The 17,738-nt window shown below is 42.1% G+C and carries 15 protein-coding genes and 1 pseudogene; 13 read left to right on the top strand and 3 right to left on the bottom strand.

The window, feature by feature from the left end; all coding sequences use genetic code 11:
- The first annotated feature begins 1 nt into the window (after position 1).
- On the top strand, positions 2 to 1,732 hold the full coding sequence (gene cysI / locus NST62_RS08965) for an assimilatory sulfite reductase (NADPH) hemoprotein subunit (RefSeq protein WP_141602814.1): 1,731 nt from the start codon (positions 2 to 4) through the stop codon (positions 1,730 to 1,732).
- A 148-nt stretch (positions 1,733 to 1,880) separates the two neighbouring features.
- Here the strand turns inward: cysI and NST62_RS08960 are convergent.
- Positions 1,881 to 3,137: pseudogene (locus NST62_RS08960) on the bottom strand (NAD(P)/FAD-dependent oxidoreductase).
- A gap of 306 nt (positions 3,138 to 3,443) precedes the next feature.
- Here NST62_RS08960 and asnB point away from each other — a divergent pair.
- From asnB to NST62_RS08945, 3 genes are all read left to right on the top strand, one after another.
- The gene (asnB, locus tag NST62_RS08955; protein WP_342462824.1) at positions 3,444 to 5,297 is read left to right on the top strand and encodes an asparagine synthase (glutamine-hydrolyzing); all 1,854 of its coding nucleotides are present in this window, start codon (positions 3,444 to 3,446) and stop codon (positions 5,295 to 5,297) included.
- A gap of 204 nt (positions 5,298 to 5,501) precedes the next feature.
- Positions 5,502 to 7,115 carry a polysaccharide biosynthesis protein gene (locus NST62_RS08950; RefSeq protein ID WP_141602816.1) on the top strand — a complete coding sequence of 538 codons (1,614 nt, stop codon included), beginning with the start codon at positions 5,502 to 5,504 and terminating at the stop codon, positions 7,113 to 7,115.
- Between the two features lie 11 nt (positions 7,116 to 7,126).
- A complete protein-coding gene (locus NST62_RS08945) occupies positions 7,127 to 7,852 on the top strand; it encodes a pseudouridine synthase (RefSeq protein WP_141602817.1) in 726 nt (241 codons plus the stop codon).
- A gap of 54 nt (positions 7,853 to 7,906) precedes the next feature.
- Here the strand turns inward: NST62_RS08945 and NST62_RS08940 are convergent, their stop codons facing one another.
- Positions 7,907 to 8,128 (bottom strand): DeoR family transcriptional regulator, encoded by a 222-nt coding sequence (locus NST62_RS08940; protein ID WP_141602818.1) that lies wholly within the window; start codon positions 8,126 to 8,128, stop codon positions 7,907 to 7,909.
- Positions 8,129 to 8,394: 266 nt separating this feature from the next.
- Between NST62_RS08940 and pepV the strand changes: the two genes are divergently transcribed.
- From pepV to NST62_RS08915, 5 genes are all read left to right on the top strand, one after another.
- Entirely contained in the window at positions 8,395 to 9,783 is a 1,389-nt protein-coding gene (gene pepV, locus NST62_RS08935; RefSeq protein WP_141602819.1) for a dipeptidase PepV, read from the top strand.
- Positions 9,784 to 9,799: 16 nt separating this feature from the next.
- Positions 9,800 to 10,651: a D-amino-acid transaminase gene (gene dat, locus NST62_RS08930; protein ID WP_141602820.1), complete on the top strand. Its 852-nt coding sequence runs from the start codon at positions 9,800 to 9,802 to the stop codon at positions 10,649 to 10,651.
- A 150-nt stretch (positions 10,652 to 10,801) separates the two neighbouring features.
- Entirely contained in the window at positions 10,802 to 11,797 is a 996-nt protein-coding gene (locus tag NST62_RS08925; protein WP_328216396.1) for a nuclease-related domain-containing protein, read from the top strand.
- A gap of 158 nt (positions 11,798 to 11,955) precedes the next feature.
- The gene (gene trmB, locus NST62_RS08920; protein WP_141602822.1) at positions 11,956 to 12,612 is read left to right on the top strand and encodes a tRNA (guanosine(46)-N7)-methyltransferase TrmB; all 657 of its coding nucleotides are present in this window, start codon (positions 11,956 to 11,958) and stop codon (positions 12,610 to 12,612) included.
- Positions 12,613 to 12,696: 84 nt separating this feature from the next.
- The gene (locus tag NST62_RS08915; protein ID WP_141602823.1) at positions 12,697 to 13,569 is read left to right on the top strand and encodes an MBL fold metallo-hydrolase; all 873 of its coding nucleotides are present in this window, start codon (positions 12,697 to 12,699) and stop codon (positions 13,567 to 13,569) included.
- 30 nt (positions 13,570 to 13,599) lie between these two features.
- Here the strand turns inward: NST62_RS08915 and NST62_RS08910 are convergent, their stop codons facing one another.
- Positions 13,600 to 13,914, bottom strand: a complete 315-nt coding sequence (locus NST62_RS08910; RefSeq protein ID WP_141602824.1) for a hypothetical protein — start codon at positions 13,912 to 13,914, stop codon at positions 13,600 to 13,602.
- A 246-nt stretch (positions 13,915 to 14,160) separates the two neighbouring features.
- On the opposite strand from NST62_RS08910, the gene NST62_RS08905 reads away from it, so the two are divergent.
- The 4 genes from NST62_RS08905 to ytpR all read left to right on the top strand — a co-directional run bounded on the left by NST62_RS08905 (position 14,161) and on the right by ytpR (position 17,564).
- Positions 14,161 to 15,237 (top strand): M42 family metallopeptidase, encoded by a 1,077-nt coding sequence (locus NST62_RS08905; RefSeq protein WP_141602825.1) that lies wholly within the window; start codon positions 14,161 to 14,163, stop codon positions 15,235 to 15,237.
- Positions 15,238 to 15,502: 265 nt separating this feature from the next.
- Positions 15,503 to 16,018 carry a hypothetical protein gene (locus tag NST62_RS08900; protein ID WP_141602826.1) on the top strand — a complete coding sequence of 172 codons (516 nt, stop codon included), beginning with the start codon at positions 15,503 to 15,505 and terminating at the stop codon, positions 16,016 to 16,018.
- 116 nt (positions 16,019 to 16,134) lie between these two features.
- Positions 16,135 to 16,926 (top strand): DUF1444 domain-containing protein, encoded by a 792-nt coding sequence (locus tag NST62_RS08895; protein ID WP_342462823.1) that lies wholly within the window; start codon positions 16,135 to 16,137, stop codon positions 16,924 to 16,926.
- Positions 16,927 to 16,946: 20 nt separating this feature from the next.
- Positions 16,947 to 17,564, top strand: coding sequence for a YtpR family tRNA-binding protein (gene ytpR / locus NST62_RS08890; RefSeq protein WP_141602828.1), 618 nt, complete (start codon positions 16,947 to 16,949; stop codon positions 17,562 to 17,564).
- Positions 17,565 to 17,738: the final 174 nt, after the last annotated feature.

The raw sequence follows: 17,738 nt of genomic DNA, 5'->3' as shown, positions 1-17,738 counted from the left end.
GGTGACAAAAAAAGTTGTATTACCACCCCAAGAAGGAAAACCTAGTGATGTGGAGGAAGTGAAAGCCGCAAGCAATTATTTGCGCGGAACGCTTGCTGAATCCATGCAAGACGAACTTACAGCCGGCATTCCCGATTGGGACAATAAATTATTAAAATTCCACGGCAGCTACTTGCAGGATGACCGGGATCAAAGGGTAGAACGGGAACGAAAAAAATTGGAACCGGCTTATCAATTTATGGTGCGTCTCCGTTTGCCGGCCGGGGTTGCGACACCGAAGCAGTGGCTCAAATTGGATGAACTGGCGGACAAATACGGAAACGGTTCAATAAGGCTTACTACGCGCCAAACGGTTCAATTCCATGGCATTTTAAAATGGAATATGAAAAAACATTTGCAGGAATTGAACAGCGTTTTAATTGACACGATTGCCGCCTGCGGAGACGTCAACCGGAACGTCATGTGCAATGCGAATCCGTACCAATCCAAATTGCACAAAGAAGTATCGGAATATGCCGCAAAAATCAGCGAACATTTATTGCCAAGAACAAAAGCTTATTATGAAATCTGGCTGGATCATGAAAAAGTGGTCGACACTCAGGAAGAACAGGAACCGATTTACGGCGCCCTTTATTTGCCGCGGAAATTCAAAATCGGAATCGCCGTTCCGCCGGCGAATGATGTCGATGTGTTTTCACAGGATATCGGCTTGATTGCGATTGTCGAAAATGATGAGTTGGTCGGCTTTAATGTGGCCATCGGCGGCGGTATGGGAATGACTCACGGAGATACAAGAACATATCCGCAACTTGGCAGATTGATCGGGTTTGTAACGAAGGACAAAATTGTGGATGTTTGCGAAAAAATCATGACTGTGCAGCGCGACTACGGCAACCGTTCAGACCGCAAGCAGGCCCGCTTCAAGTATACAATCGACCGTCTTGGCCTTGAAAATGTCAAAAAAGAAATCGAGAAGCGTTTGGGCTACGAATTCGAAGAGGTCCGCGACTTCCATTTTGAACATACCGGAGACCGTTATGGCTGGATCAAAGGGGAGGACGGAAAATATCATTTCACCCTCTTTATTCAAAACGGACGCATCCGGGATTTCGAAAATTATCCGTTAAAAACGGCGATAAGAGAAATCGCCGAAATCCATAAAGGCGAATTCCGATTTACAGGAAACCAGAACTTGATTATTGCCAATGTTAGTCCCCGGGCGAAAAAAAGCATTGAGAAAATCATCGACAAATACAAATTAACCGAAAGCGAGAATTATTCCGCTCTTCGCAGAAATTCCATCGCCTGTGTCGCTTTGCCGACTTGCGGATTGGCGATGGCGGAATCTGAACGATATCTGCCGACGCTTATTCAAAAAATCGAGCCAATGTTAAAAGAATTTGGGTTATATGACGAAGATATCGTCATCCGTATGTCCGGCTGTCCGAATGGATGTTCAAGGGCGGCGATGGCGGAAATCGGATTCATTGGGAAAGCGCCAGGAAAATACAATTTGCATTTAGGCGGAAGTTTCCAGGGAACCCGTCTCGCGAAATTGTACAAAGAAAACATTGGCGAAGAGGAAATATTGGCTACTTTAAGACCAATCTTTGAACATTATGCAAAAGAGCGCCTAGAAGGAGAACACTTCGGGGATTTCGTCATCCGTGCCGGCTATGTGGAAGCAGTAACGGACGGAAGGGATTTTCACAAACAGAAATCCAATGTTTAACCGATTTTGTAAATAAATAGTCTTCTGCCGTGTCAAGAAAGGGATTTGGCAAACTTTCCTCTTACTTGCGTCAAAATGCATTCACGTATTCGCCAATTTTTTAGAACTTGTACCCAAATCCCGATGAATGACATGGCAGAAGACTTTTCTATTTTTCATCGATATTTTTTGCTGCATTCAACCCCGCAATCCGGCCTGTCACAAGGTCGCTTGTGATGTTGAATCCTCCCGTGTAGCCATGGATGTCCAAAATTTCACCGCAAAAATATAATCCTTTCTTTTTCTTTGAAGCCATCGTTTTCGGATCAATTTCTTTGACGGAAACCCCGCCGCCCGTTACAAAAGCTTTTTCTAAATGCACATCCATTGTAAAGGAAACCAGTTCATGGGACAGCTTCCGGATTTGTTCCTGGCCGATTTCGACGCATGCTTTCGAAGGGGCGATTCCCGCTCTTTCAAGCAAAAATAGCAGCCATCTTTCCGGCGCCAACGGTTTCAGTACATTTTTCACTGATTTTTTCGGCTCTTTTTTCAAAAGTTGTTGGATCAGCCGGAAACAAGTTTCTTCATTATGTTCGGTCAATGTTTGAATGCGGATTTGGACCGGCGCACCGCCATTTTTCTTTAATTCTTTGACGACGAATTGGCTGCAAGCAACGCAGGACGGCAGGCCCGCTCAATCCGAAATGAGTAAAGATCATGTCCATTTGGTGGGTGATGACCGGTTTTCCTTTTTTGTTCAAAACGGAAACTGTTGCATTTCTTAAAGATAACCCTTGCAATGTCCGGGCTTGTATAAATGGTTCCTTTGATATGACCGGTACTTCTGTAGGATACAATTCCGTCACTGTATGTCCGGCTTTTTCGGCCCAAGCGTAGCCGTCCCCTGTTGAGCCCGTTTGCGGCACCGCTTTTCCTCCCACGGCAACAACGACGGATTTGGAGAGAATTTCAGTGCCATCTTCCAGACGGACCCCCAAAATTTTCTCATCATCCATTAACAACTTTTTTACAGCTGTATTGAAGCGGATTTCGACTTTCAGACGTTTCAATTCTTTGGCCAGGGCTTCGACCACATCCTGCGCCCTGTCGGAAACCGGAAACATGCGGCCGTGGTCTTCTTCTTTGAGAGGAACCCCCAATCTTCCGAAAAATTTAATAATGTCTTCATTATTAAAAATTGCAAAGGCGCTATATAGGAAACGGCCATTGCCGGGCATATGCCTGATGATTTCATCCACCGGCAGGCGGTTCGTTACATTGCAGCGCCCTCCTCCGGAAATGGCAAGTTTCCTGCCGAGTTTATTTCCTTTTTCGATCAACAACACTTTTTCTTTTGTTCCCCCGCCGCGATTGCCGCCATTAAACCGGACGGCCCCCCGCCGATGACAATGCAATCATACATAAAAAAGCTCTCTTTCCCTTCAATTTTTTTCTTTCCATATTATATACATTGAAGAAAAAAATAAAAAATGACAAGCAAATGGTTATAACAATATAAAAAAACTATTATGCTAAATGTTATGGAGAAACCATGAAAAAAACTATAAAATTGATTCTAGTGAAAAATTGTCTAGTTCTGTCCAGTTTAGTACAATTGAGAAGATTCATTGAATATTGGTCCGATTCGTTTTATAATCATAATTCGGTATGATTGGGATTCAATTTTTGATAAAATAAGCTTGTTATTCAGAAAGTAGAGGCGAAAAAAATGTGTGGATTTACCGGATATATACATGGAACTGACAATATAAATCACCACGAAACAATCGAACGCATGATGGAAACAATCGTCCATCGGGGACCTGACAGCGGAGGAAAGCATGTTGATGACCAGGTATCCCTGGGATTCCGGAGATTGAGCATCATCGATTTATCCGATGCGGCCAATCAGCCGATTTATAGCGAAGATGGCAGCATCGTATTGGTTTTTAACGGGGAAATCTATAATTTCCAAGAGTTGCGGAAAGAGCTGATCGAAAAAGGATATCACTTTAAAACCAGATCGGACAGCGAAGTGATCATCTATAGTTATCTCGAATACGGCGAGGAGTTTGTTAAACGCTTGCGAGGCATGTTCGCTTTCTGCATCTGGGACAAAAAGCGCAATCAAATGATGCTGGCGCGGGACGGCTTCGGCATCAAACCTTTATATTATACGAACCATACAAAAGACGATACATTCATTTTCGGTTCTGAAATCAAATCTTTTTTACCTCACCCATCCTTTATTAAAGAATTAAATAAAGATGCGTTGCGTCCGTATTTGACATTCCAATACTCCGCCATGGACGAGACATTTTTTAAAGGAGTTTATAAATTGCGTCCTGCCCACTACATGATCATTAAAGACGGCAAAATCGTAAAAATGGAAAAGTATTGGGATAAAAAATACCATGCAAAAGAAGATACTTTGGAACATTATGTAGAAGCCATTCGCAAAACGGTGAAAGAGTCCGTTGAGGCCCATAAAATCAGTGATGTAAAAGTGGGATCCTTTCTATCAGGCGGCATCGATTCAAGCTATGTAACTGCCCTTTTGCGTCCGAACCAATCCTTCTCTGTCGGATTTAAAAATTACGAAAAAATGTTTAATGAAACGGATCATGCGAAAGAATTATCCGATTTATTAAATATCGAAAATAAAAGAACTTTTGTAAGCGCCGATGAAGTGTTCGAAAAATTGCCGACCATCCAATGGCATATGGATGAACCGCAATCCAACCCATCGTCAGTGCCGCTATATTTCCTTTGCGAATTGGCAAGCAGGGACGTAACCGTTGTTTTATCCGGCGAGGGGGCCGATGAAATTTTCGGAGGTTATGAATGGTACCAGCCTTCCAAACGGATGCAGGCGTATGAAAAAATTCCGTTCGGATTGCGGAGAATCCTGTCAAATATTGCGAAGAAATTGCCAAAAAACAAATATACCAATTTCCTTGTAAAAGGCGGCCAAACCATCGAGGAGCGCTTTATCGGAGAAGCGGTTGTATGGGATGAAGAAGATGCCTTAAAAGTGTTAAAACCGGCTTATCGCAGCGGCCCAAGCGTCCATTCCATCACGAAACCGATTTATGATGAAGTCCCTTATGAAGATGACATCACAAAAATGCAATATTTGGATTTGAATCTTTGGCTGCCGGGGGATATTTTGCTGAAAGCGGATAAAATGAGCATGGCCCATTCCCTTGAATTGCGCGTGCCGTTTTTGGACAAAGAAGTCATGGAACTTGCCAAAAATATTCCGTCAAAATATCGCGTCAACGAGAAAGATACAAAATATGCATTGAGACTTGCCGCTTTGAAAGAGCTTCCGGAAGAATGGGCAAAACGCAAAAAGCTCGGTTTCCCTGTGCCAATCCGCCATTGGTTCCGGGAAGAAAAATATTATAATCTGGTTAAAGAAGCATTTCAATCCGACTATGCAAAAGAATTTTTTGATACGGATTTATTGATGAAATATTTGGACGAACATTATCGTCAAAAAGCGAACCATGCAAGATATATTTGGACCGTCTATGTGTTCCTTGTATGGTATAAACGTTTCTTCATTGATATGAAATAATTGTATAATGTACCGGTTTTCATATGGGTTTGAGAACCGGTACTTCTATCAAAAAATGCTTTGGGAAATGTATGGGACTATCCCGCAACACAAAGGGATAGTGCTTATTTTTGTTGCTTCTTTTCGCAAATTGCTTGTGCACTTAAACCGCCCATATGCGTCATAATAAATGGTGAAAAACTAAATAAAGAATGGATGAATCCAATGTCCTCATTAATGAAAGGTACAGCTATTTTAACAATCGGCATGTTTCTGTCAAAAGTGTTGGGGCTGATTTATGTTTTTCCCTTTTATGCGATTGTTGGGGAAAAGAATGTCATACTCTATCAGTACGCTTATATCCCATATACCATCATGCTTTCCATCGCCATTTCCGGGGCGCCGGTAGCGGTATCCAAATTTGTATCGAAGTATAATGCCATGGGAGATTATGAATCGGGCAGAAGATTGTTGAAATCCGGCCTTCTGACGATGCTCGTCACGGGATTTTTGACATTTTTATTGTTAAACTTGCTTGCGATACCGATTGCGGAAATTGTCATCAGAAGCGAAAAGCAGGTTTTTAGCGTGGAACAGGTGGCATCCGTCATCCGATGGGTCAGCTACGCCTTGATTGTCGTGCCATTTATGAGTTTATGGCGAGGATTTTTCCAAGGATATGGAATTATGGAACCGACCGCCTATTCCCAGCTTGTGGAACAGATTGTGCGGATTGTCTTCTTGCTTGCGGCTTCCTTCATTGTGATGATCATTTTGAAAGGCAAGGCTGAAACGGCGATTGCTTTATCGGTTTTTGCCGCTTTCATTGGGGCGATTGGCGGAATCGCGGTGCTTTTCCATTTTTGGAAAAAATATCGTCCTCAAATGAATGAACTGAGAAGAAAAAGCCAAAAGAAATCCAATATCAAGTTGACCGAAATATATGTGGAGGTTATCCGCTATTCCATCCCGATGATTTTTGTCGGAATCGCCAATCCGCTGTTTCAACTTGTCGATATGCTGACTTTTAATAATGCCATGAAGCATATCGGCATGTCGGAAGTATCGGATTTGTATTTGAGCATGCTGAATTTTACAACCCATAAAGTTGTCATCATTCCCGTAATGCTTGCGACAAGCTTGTCTTTGGCCCTTGTTCCGACGATTACAAAATACTTTAATCGGAATGAATTTGACCTGCTCCAAAATGCAATGGATAAATCCTATCAGATATTATTTTTCATTACATTGCCTGCTGCAATCGGCATTTCATTATTATCACACGAGATATATTTCCTTTTGTACAGCGAAAGTGAAATGGGCGCCAAAGTGCTTGCCCATTATGCTCCGGTCGCCGTTTTATTTGCTTTGTTCCAAGTAACGGCGGCGCTTCTTCAAGGGATTGACTATCAAAAATGGATTGTATTCAGTTTGTTGACCGGTATTTTGGTGAAATTGATGCTGAATACCCCGCTCATTGAAGCAATGCAAGTGGATGGAGCGATCTTGTCGACAGCGATCGGGTATACGATCTCGATTGCAATCAATCTGATCGTTTTAAAGAAAGTGTTAAATTACAATTCAAAAGTTGTTGTAAGACGTACAATGCTTATTGTGATTTTGACGGCTGTAATGGCCGTTTGCGTGATGCTGGCCCAGAAGGTAATCATCTGGCTGGCGGGGCCGGTGGACAGCAAAATCTCCAGTTTATTCGTGGCGTTGATTTGCGTTGCAATCGGCGTCTATGTTTACGCATTTATCAGTTTTAGAACAGGGCTTGCCCAAAAATTATTAGGTGAACGAATTACCCGTATTGCCGGAAAATTCGGGTTGAAGTAGGTGTCTATTGTATGCGTTTGGATAAATTGCTCGCCAACTCGGGGTACGGCTCCCGAAAAGAAGTGAAGCAGTTGTTGAAGAAGGAACAAGTAACCGTTGACGGGAAAGTCGTGAAGGACCCGGCTATGCATGTGGACCCGGATCGGCAAGAAATTTATGTATTCGGAGAAAAATTGGAATATAAAAAATATATCTACATTATGATGAACAAGCCGAAAGGGGTCATCTCGGCAACCGAAGATCTACGGGAAAAGACGGTGATCGATTTATTGAGCCCGCTCCTTCGGCATTATCATCCTTTCCCTGTCGGCAGATTGGACAAAAATACCGTGGGATTATTGCTGTTGACGAACGACGGCGATTTGGCCCACCAATTATTGTCGCCAAAGAAACATGTACCGAAAACTTATTTTGCAAGGGTCAAGGGAAAAGTGACGGAAGAGGATGTGAGGGCTTTTCAACAAGGGGTTGTCCTGGATGACGGCACTATTACCAAACCTGCGGAACTAAAGATTTTAAAGTCCGGGGATTTATCCGAAATTGAACTGACGATTTATGAGGGGAAATTTCACCAAGTCAAAAGGATGTTTGAAGCGGTTAATAAAAAGGTCGTTTTTTTAAAGCGTCTTTCGATGGGAAATTTGACATTGGATCCGAATTTGAAATATGGCGATTACCGCGAGTTAACGGATGAAGAAGTAAAAGCTGTCCAACAATATGTCCATAAAAAAGAGTGACCTTTAATGGTCACTCGTTCATTACTGTTCCCAAATTCCAATCTATATCTATCTCTATGATGATAACTTCACTTTTTTCTTCGTCGTTGTCCATTTGCCTCTACTTGGGCTTTCCACCAAGTTGTTGAAGGCTAACACATTCAAATCTCTTTGAATGGTGCGAGGAGTGATGTTGAATTCTTCAACCAAATCCTGTGTAGTGACTGTCCCATTCTCACGAATGTACATGTACACATCTTTAATGCGTGTAAGCATTCTGTCTGTAGCGGGTTTCATATTTGAACCACTCCTTCATCTTGATTCACATGGCAAAGACCAGCGGACGACTGCTTATGAACGAGAGGTCTAAATTTCTGCCTTAGACATCCCCTTTATCAGAATTTTTTGTCAAAAATTCATTTGACAGACTCATTATAGCAATAAACTATTAATTTTTCCACAATTCCAATGATAAAATTTCTGTTTATTATAAAAGATATGTTACTTATAGTCAAATATACATTTTTTGAATTTTGTCCAGAATTGATTCAGAGGTGGAATATATGGATTTTTTGACATTGGCAGAAGCGCAAAAAGAAGCGTTGATTCAAGATCTGCGACAATTGATTCAAATTGAGAGCGTTTTGGATGAAGAACATCAATCGGATGAGGCCCCTTTCGGGGAAGGACCGAAGCGGGCTTTGTTATGGCTTCTTTCAAAGGCGGAGCAGGATGGATTTAAAGTAAAAAATGTCGATCATTATGCCGGGCATATTGAAATGGGAGAAGGGGAAGAAATCCTGGGCATCCTTTGCCATGTGGATGTGGTGCCTGCGGGGAATGACTGGACTTATCCTCCCTTTCAAGGAGTTTTAAAAGATGGCAAATTGTATGGCCGCGGCTCCATTGACGACAAAGGCCCTACAATGGCCGCATATTATGCGATGAAGATGGTGAAAGAGTCCGGAATCCCCCTTTCCAAAAAGGTTCGCATGATTATCGGCACCGATGAGGAATCCGGTTTTCGCTGTGTGGAACATTATTTTCAAAAAGAAGCAATGCCTGACATCGGTTTTGCGCCGGATGCAGACTTTCCGTTGATCAATGCGGAAAAGGGGATAGCACTATTGCAATTTTCCCAAACGGATCCGTTGTCCTCTGAGGAGCAGCTCATCTCTTTTCAGGCGGGCAATCGGCACAATATGGTTCCGGATTTCGCAAAAGCTGTGGTGAAAAATGTTTCGGAGGATTTAGAAGTTCAATTCAATAAATGGTTTAAAGAGTATGACCGGGAAGCAACTTTTACTTGCGAAGGGGAAAGAGTTATAATAACGGTATCAGGAAAATCCGCCCATGCCATGGAACCGGAAAAAGGAAAAAATGCGGCAGTCGTGCTTGCGCAATTTTTAAGTCACCATTTGACAACCGATGCAAGCAAAGCTTTTGTAACCTTTATTGCCGATGTTTTCGGCGATGTATATGGGAACGCTTTAGGATTGGATTATGCGGATGAAGTTTCGGGGCCTACGACATTGAATGCAGGGGTTGTTTCCTTCGATTCCCAAAACGGAGGAAACATTCTCGTCAGCATGCGTTATTCTGTGACTTATCCGTACGAGGAAAAAATGAAAAAAGCGTCGGAACATTTATTGAAATATCCTTTTAGTTTGCATGTATTGTCAAATTCAATGCCTCATTACATTCCGGAAGAGGATGAATTTATTCAAACGTTGCTAAGAGTTTATCGACGGTATACAGGCGATGACCGAAAACCGTTATCTACCGGCGGCGGCACTTATGCACGGGTGCTGAAAAAAGGGGTGGCATTCGGCAGTTTATTTCCTGGTGAACCGGATGTGGCTCACCAAAAAGATGAATATGTTGTCATTGACAACTTAGTAAAAGCCGCTGCCATCTATGCGGAATCCATAGTTGAATTGGCGGCCAAATAATGAAGGAAGTGGGAAAATGGGATTTACTTTATGGAATGATCAAATTGTAAAAGACGAAGAAGTCAAAATAGACAAAGAGGACCGGGGATATCAGTTTGGCGATGGCGTTTATGAAGTCATTAAAGTTTATAACGGCGAAATGTTTACGGTAAAAGAACATATAGAACGTTTTTATTCTTCGGCGGAGAAAATCCGCATTTCCATTCCATATACGAAGGAACACCTTCAAGAGCTTTTGCAGGAACTGATAGAAAAAAATCAAGTAGGTACGGGACATATCTATTTTCAAATTACGCGCGGCGTTTCCCCGCGGACCCATTACTTTCCGGAAGGCGGCGCAAAGCCGGTTTTGATTGGATATACACGGGAAAATCCGCGCCCGCTAGAAAATATTGAAAAGGGAGTAAAAGCAACTTTTGTGGAAGATATCCGCTGGCTGCGTTGCGACATCAAAACTTTGAATCTGCTGGGTGCCGTGCTGGCAAAACAGGAAGCCCATGAAAAAGGGTGCTATGAAGCGATATTGCATCGCGATAATATTGTAACCGAAGGGGCTTCTACCAATGTTTTTGGCGTCAAAGATGGCATATTGTATACCCATCCCGCCAATCACTTGATTTTAAGGGGCATTACCCGGGATGTGGTCATGGATTGTGCCGAAGAAATCAATATGCCGGTGAAGGAAATACCGTTCACTACTTATGAAGCGTTGAACATGGATGAATTATTTGTCACAAGCACAACGTCGGAAATTACTCCCGTGATTGAAATCGACGGCAAGCCGATCAATGATGGCAAAGTAGGGGAATGGACAAGAAAACTACAAAAACAATTTGAAGCCAAAATTCCAAAGCCGTTGCATATTTAATGCCTTTTGTGTTGTTCATTTCATGACCGGAAATAGTATCCTGCGAAGAGGATACTATTTCTTTTTTCATCATCGCTTCAGCGTTACTATGATTTTTTGGAACAGTCATGTAAAATGGATGGAAGAGAGTAGAGTAGGAGAGTGTTTCCGTTGGCACAGCTCATTAAGTTGCAAGATTATATTTCCAGATATCAATTGGATTTGACAAGATATCCAACCCAATATGTGCGTTTAAAAAGGACCCAATGGGAAAAAGTAAAACAGCAATGGCTGTCAGGCGGAGAGCCGATGGCATGGGAACATTTCGGTGAAGAGGAAGAACAGCCAAAACGGTTTTCCATTTTGAAAAGATGGTTTGCCAAAAAACGGTCCATCCAAGACGACATGGAAAACGTTGATGGATTCCAGCACCCCATTTCCGATACGGAGGAACATGGAGATGGGCCGGATTTATCATTTGAGCCGAAGATCATTCATCGCCCTTCAAACCTAGAAGAGTTGAAGCGGATGTTTCTTGACCAGTTATTTCAATTCCAAATAAGATGGGCCAGTTCGACGCTGTTGGAACAATCCAATGTCGATCCCCGTTTCTATAGGGACAGTTTTTTAAAAACCGTTCTCCAACGGCTGCCGGATAATTATTTCGTCTTTTATTACCCGGTAATCAAAGTCAAAAATGCGCCAATCGAATTGGACGTCATCCTTTTGTCGCCGACCGAATGTTTATGCATCACGCTTGTTGAAGCGGAAGAAGATGCTTTTTATGTTGGCGATGGCGAAAGATTTTGGACGAAAAAAATCGGAAAAAGAGATGTGAAAATTTTAAATCCGCTCTTGCAGTTAAACCGGATGGAAATGATTGTAAACCAGCTTTTTAAACATCATCAAGTTGAAATACCGATACGGAAAATTTTGCTTTCAAGAAACGGCTACTTTGACCGGTCGATGTCGCATTTTAATGTCCAATACGTCGACAAGCGGGGATATTCAAGTTGGCTCTTGCATTTAAAACATTCTCCATCCCCCATCAAGAAAAATCAATTTGAAGCGGCACAGGCCATTTTAAACAGCGTGGAGACGGCAGCCTATCCCCGCGGCATCCGGAATGGTCAAAAATCGGAAGAGCAGCCGGAAAGTGGTTCATAAGTATCATCTGAACGACTAACGTTATGTACATAAAGAGATATGAAGCAAATACATAGCATCTAAAATCCAATAAAGAAAACACCATTTGGAAAAAATGTTTAAAATATAGAATGGATACGATAAAATAGAGGAACAACATAGAAGGTAGGGTAGATTGAGTGAGACTGCGTAACAAACCTTGGGCAAAAGATTTCATCCAAAAACATCCGGAAATTTTGATTCCAAATCCTGAAGAGTTTAAAGGCAAGTGGAATGAGGTTTTCGGCAATGACCATCCACTTCACATAGAAGTAGGAAGCGGAAAAGGGCAATTTATTGTCGGGATGGCTTTAGCCAATCCGGAGATCAATTATATTGGAATTGAATTATATGACAAAGTCATCGTGAAAGCATTGCAAAAAGCATTGGAAGCAGGTTCGCCTCCCAACTTGAGACTGCTGAAAGTCAATGCTGAAGAGTTAGAGAATTTTTTCCAAAAAAATGAGGTGGACAGGATTTATTTGAATTTCTCCGACCCATGGCCAAAAAAGCGCCATGCGAAACGGAGACTCACCCATGAAAGGTTTTTAAGAATCTATGAATCGATTTTGGTGGATGGAGGAGAAATCCACTTTAAAACCGATAACCGGGGGCTTTTTGAATATTCATTGGTGTCGATGTCCCAATATGGCATGGTTTTGAATGAAGTTTCTTTAGATTTGCATGCCAATGAGCCGGAAGACAATATCCGCACGGAATACGAGGAAAAGTTTTCGGCATTGGGGCAGCCGATTTACCGGTTGGAGGCTCAATTTGCAAAAAGGAACGGGGGGTAAAATTGAAACTTGTTGTCAACGGCTGTTGGCAGAAGTTTCAATGAAAGATAAACAATTTTGATAGTATAGGGGGAGAAATGGACGATGGATCAACTGCAATTTCATGACATGACCTTAACATGGTTGGATGGAGGAGTAACCTCCCTGGATGGGGGTGCGATGTTTGGTGTCGTTCCGAAGCCTTTGTGGTCGAGAAAATATCCCGGGAATGAGAAAAATCAAATTGAGCTGTCTTGTGAACCGATTCTCATCCAATATAATGGGAAAAACTATATGATTGACAGCGGGATTGGCAATAAGTTGAATGAAAAACAAATCCGCAACTTTGGGGTAACGGAGTTATCAAATATTGATGATAGTTTACAGAAATTGGGTTTAACTGCGGAGGATATCGACGGAATTTTAATGACCCATATGCATTTCGATCATGCGAGCGGATTGACAAAATATGAAGGGGACAAATTGGTTTCTTCATTCCCCAATGCAACCATCTACGTCTCTCAAATAGAATGGGATGAAATGCGCAATCCCAATATCCGTTCTAAAGCGACATATTGGGAAGAAAATTGGAAGCCGATTCAGGATCAAGTTTCCACTTTCAACGATTTTATCGAAATTGTTCCTGGCATCGAAATGATTCATACAGGCGGCCATAGTGATGGACATGCCATTGTAAAGTTGAAGCAAAATGGGGAAACTTTGATTCATATGGCGGATATTATGCCAACCCATGCCCACCAAAATCCGTTATGGGTGATGGCATATGACGACTATCCGATGACGAGCATTTTTGCAAAAGAAAAAATATTGAAAGAGGCTTATCAAGAGGGCTACAAATTCATTTTTTATCATGATGCCTACTATCGAATGATTCAATGGGATGAGACGGGAAAAGAAATCATCGATTCCGTGAAACGCGGCAAAAAGGCAAACATTCCTCTGCCTGCAAATAATTAAAAAAGATGGGGAATCCCCCATCTTTTTTAATTATGCTTTCTTTAATTCGACGATCACGCCTGAACGGGCATCTGCTGCAAATTCGAAGTTTTCCGTCTCGCCGTCGATCACTCTTGAAATCCCGCCCCGATATACAGGGATTGTTGTAATGCCGTTAGTGAAGTTTTCCGGTTTCATATAAATCCAGGAACCTTCGATCGGACTTTCTTTTCTGAATTCATCTTTGATATTTTCCAATATTTGATTTGGATTCATATAAGGCTGAATACGTTCTGATGCTTCTTTTATGATGACTGCCGCTGCCAATCCGGTTGTTACCCCTAACATAAAATCACGTAAATTCATATTCCAATTACCTCCTTAAATACCATTGTAACACTAAATGGCTTATGAAGTCTCCTTAAAGCAGGATAAAACATTTTTTAAATTATATACACATTTCGATGGAATGGTTGGAATTCCCTTTTTATTTGCCGGATAAAAAAGTTAAATCTTTTTGACCGGAATGAAATATCATTCCGGCTTTCATCGTTATGTGTACCGGATGTTTATGCTAAAATAAAGCAAGTATTGAAAGAGGGAGTGTTCCAAGTGAATGAAGAAACTTTGGAATTGTTTAAAACATTGACGGAACTTCCGGGAGCGCCCGGAAACGAGCACCAGGTGCGGGCATTCCTGAGAAAAGAGCTCGAAAAATATTCGGATGAAATCGTGCAGGACAATTTGGGCGGAATCTTTGGATTGCGAAAGTCAGAGGAATCTAATGCTCCGAAGATTTTGGTGGCCGGCCATATGGATGAAGTAGCCTTTATGGTAAAGAGCATCACCGACAATGGCATGATCCGCTTTCAACCATTGGGCGGATGGAATCCACAGGTTTTGCTCGCCCAGAGGGTGGTCATCTTTGCAAAAGAACGGGAAATTCCGGGCGTCATTGCCTCAACGCCTCCCCATTTGCTGACGGAAGAGCAGAGAAAGAAACCTGTCGACATAAAAGAAATGCTGATTGATGTTGGAGCCGACAGCAAAGAGGATGCCATTCAAATGGGGATCCGCCCCGGACAATCGATTATCCCGGTTTGTCCGTTTACGGTGATGGCGAACCCGAAAAAAATCATGGCGAAAGCCTGGGATAACCGTTATGGATGCGGGCTTGCGATTGAATTGTTAAAAGAACTGAAAGATGAAAAAGTGGTGAACCATCTTTATTCGGGAGCGAATGTGATGGAAGAAGTGGGGCTTCGCGGAGCCCAAGTCTCCACTTACATGATTCAGCCGGATTTATTCTTTGCTTTGGATGCTTCTGCCGCAAATGATATGACCGGCGACAAAAACGAATTCGGCCAGTTGGGAAAAGGTGTGCTTTTGCGCATTTACGATCCGACGATGGTAACCCACCGTACGTTGCGTGATTTTATATTGGATACAGCTGAATCCAATCATATTCCATATCAATATTTCGTTTCAAAAGGCGGCACAGACGCGGGAAGGGTTCATACGATGAACGGCGGCATTCCGAGCGCGGTGATCGGCATTTGTTCCCGCTATATCCATACATCCGCTTCCATCATTCATGTCGATGATTATTTGGCTGCAAAAGAATTATTGGTGACATTGATCCGTAAATTGGACCGCACAACGGTTGATACCATCCTCCAAAATCCTTAATCAACGTTTCTTTTGGCTTTTACCGCCGCTTCTTTGCGGCGGTTTCTTTTTGTTACAAACATGTAATGAGAATGTAACGAATTTCTTAGAACCATTCCGAACAGATTGTAGTAAAGTGAAATGAGGGAAAACATGAAAGAAGCGATCGGAAGAGTTAACTGTGCAAAAGTACAAGCAATTATCTATGATTCTAAAAGGAAAATTTGAGATTGCGCTCTTTTGAATATCCTACTAAAATAAAGTTTGGTAAAGGAAGTGAAACATTATGAAAAAATGGTTATTATTAGCCATCGCCGCCATGCTGTTAACGGGACTCTCCGGCTGCGGGAAATCTGTCGAAGAGCAGATTAATGTCGGAGTAGCCAGCGCGCAAACGGTATTTGAAGAAACCCCAAGGGAGCCGAATAAAAAGATTGGCCAAATCGAACTCTATTTGCCTTCCGGGTATAGCATCAAAGAAACAGATGATGTCAATAACTACGTAATATCAAAGGGAAAAGATAATTACATTTTGTTCGTCAATGTGAACGAAAAAGAAGACAGCAAACTGCATTATGAATTATTGAAAAAAAATTCCGCGAAGAAAATTGTGAAAGAGCAGCCGGTTGAACTTGACGGCGTCTTTGGCTTTACAATGGTGATCAAGCACAATGATGATCAATATGAATTGATTGCCAGCAGCGGTGGCGTAAAATTGTCCACAATCTCCAACGGCCGAAATATGGATGATAAGCTGGTGGAAATGATGATGATTGCCCGGTCAGTCGAAGTGATCCGTTAATGGATTCGTTCTATTCGACTATTGTTCATCTCATTTGATACAATAAATGCAAGAAGAAAAAAACGGTTCACAATATGTGAGCCGTTTATTTGTGCACATAAGGAAGTGAATGCAAATTGAAGACTGAGCAGCTTGTCGAAGAACTGAAAAAACGGTTAGGGACACAAAAATTCGTGTTTTCTTATAATCGGAAAGACGATAAATTGCGGGTGGAACATAAAACCCTTCAAAAAGGAATGGAAATCCATCTTCCGGGTATTCTTGCAAAATACAACGAAAGAAAAGGACAGGCGATTCATGATGTCGTTTATACGATTGAACAGACGTTTCTCGCAATGGAGAAGGAACAGAATGAAGAAATTTATCACCTTTCGAAAATATATCCTGTCATTCGTTCCACATCCTTCCCGTTGAAATCAAAAGAGGGACATGCTTTCATTACGGCAGATCATACAGCGGAAACCCGCATTTTTTATGCTCTGGATTTGGGCGCTACTTACCGTTTGATTGATGAATCCATGCTTCCGAAATTAAACGCGACCCCCGATCAAATCCGGGAAATTGCCCGATTTTCCGTCCGCCAGTTGCCTACGAATACGAAAAAAGATGAGGTGGCGGGGAATGTCTTCTATTTTGTCAATGAAAATGACGGATATGATGCAAGCCGCATCTTAAACGAAGCTTTTCTAAAACAAATGAGGGAAAAAATCGAAGGGGATATGGCCATTTCCGTTCCTCATCAGGACGTGCTAATTATAGGAGATATCCGGAATGAAACAGGATATGATGTGCTGGCCCAAATGACGATGCATTTCTTTTCCATTGGACGTGTGCCAATCACATCATTATCCTTTGTCTATGAAAACGGAGAGCTGACACCGATTTTTATATTAGCAAAAAATCGATAAGAAAAGGAGTCGGAATTCAAATGATTGCAGCATACAATAAAGAACATGTCGGAGATGTACTGCTCGTTCAATTGACAACGGAGGATGTTGCCGCGCCGGAAGTGGAACGGGTGGGGGATGTCGCGTTAATCAAGGAAAAAGCAACAGGGGAAGTGAAAGGATTTAATCTATTTAATGCGAGCAAATATATGGAACTCAATGTAAGCGGCAATGTGGAAGTGACTGAAGAACTCGTTCAACAAATCCGGGCAGCCCTGAAGGCGAACGATGTGGAAGTTTCCATTGACGTGGATTTTTCTCCGAAATTTGTCGTTGGCTATGTGGAAGAAAAAGAAAAGCATCCGAACGCGGACAAATTGAGCGTTTGCAAAGTGAATGTCGGCGATGAGGTGTTGCAAATCGTATGCGGTGCGCCAAATGTCGAAGCCGGCCAAAAAGTGGTGGTTGCAAAAATCGGGGCGGTCATGCCTTCCGGAATGGTCATCAAACCTGCACAACTGCGCGGAGTAGATTCCTATGGAATGATTTGTTCAGCAAGGGAGCTTGCAATTCCAAATGCTCCTCAGGAAAAAGGAATATTGGTACTGGATGAGGATGCCGAGGTGGGTTCACCTTTTCAAATCCCGGAAAAACTATAACATCCTGAATGGTTAGGGCAAGGCTGTCCTAACCATTTTTTAATGAGATGTTAATGGAATGTAAAGGATTTGCAACACAATTTATGTTATCCTTTTTTGGGCAATCAATAGGATGATTCATGCATGATTCGGGTGAATGATACATATATGAAATATAATGTGAATCGATATAGA

The sequence above is a fragment of the Ureibacillus sp. FSL K6-8385 genome (assembly GCF_038593155.1).
In the GTDB taxonomy this organism is placed as follows: domain Bacteria; phylum Bacillota; class Bacilli; order Bacillales_A; family Planococcaceae; genus Ureibacillus; species Ureibacillus terrenus.
The sequence above is the reverse complement of the archived record's forward strand: the minus strand, read 5'-3'. Positions and strand labels throughout refer to the sequence as shown.

Bases quoted from the DNA above. Each gene is read 5' to 3' on its own strand.
- pepV (WP_141602819.1), top strand. From the start codon at position 8,395: ATGGATTTTTTGACATTGGCAGAAGCGCAAAAAGAAGCGTTGATTCAA.
- NST62_RS08950 (WP_141602816.1), top strand. From the start codon at position 5,502: ATGTCCTCATTAATGAAAGGTACAGCTATTTTAACAATCGGCATGTTT.
- NST62_RS08945 (WP_141602817.1), top strand. From the start codon at position 7,127: ATGCGTTTGGATAAATTGCTCGCCAACTCGGGGTACGGCTCCCGAAAA.
- NST62_RS08915 (WP_141602823.1), top strand. From the start codon at position 12,697: ATGGATCAACTGCAATTTCATGACATGACCTTAACATGGTTGGATGGA.
- NST62_RS08940 (WP_141602818.1), bottom strand. From the start codon at position 8,128: ATGAAACCCGCTACAGACAGAATGCTTACACGCATTAAAGATGTGTAC.
- ytpR (WP_141602828.1), top strand. From the start codon at position 16,947: ATGATTGCAGCATACAATAAAGAACATGTCGGAGATGTACTGCTCGTT.
- asnB (WP_342462824.1), top strand. From the start codon at position 3,444: ATGTGTGGATTTACCGGATATATACATGGAACTGACAATATAAATCAC.
- NST62_RS08900 (WP_141602826.1), top strand. From the start codon at position 15,503: ATGAAAAAATGGTTATTATTAGCCATCGCCGCCATGCTGTTAACGGGA.
- NST62_RS08910 (WP_141602824.1), bottom strand. From the start codon at position 13,914: ATGAATTTACGTGATTTTATGTTAGGGGTAACAACCGGATTGGCAGCG.
- dat (WP_141602820.1), top strand. From the start codon at position 9,800: ATGGGATTTACTTTATGGAATGATCAAATTGTAAAAGACGAAGAAGTC.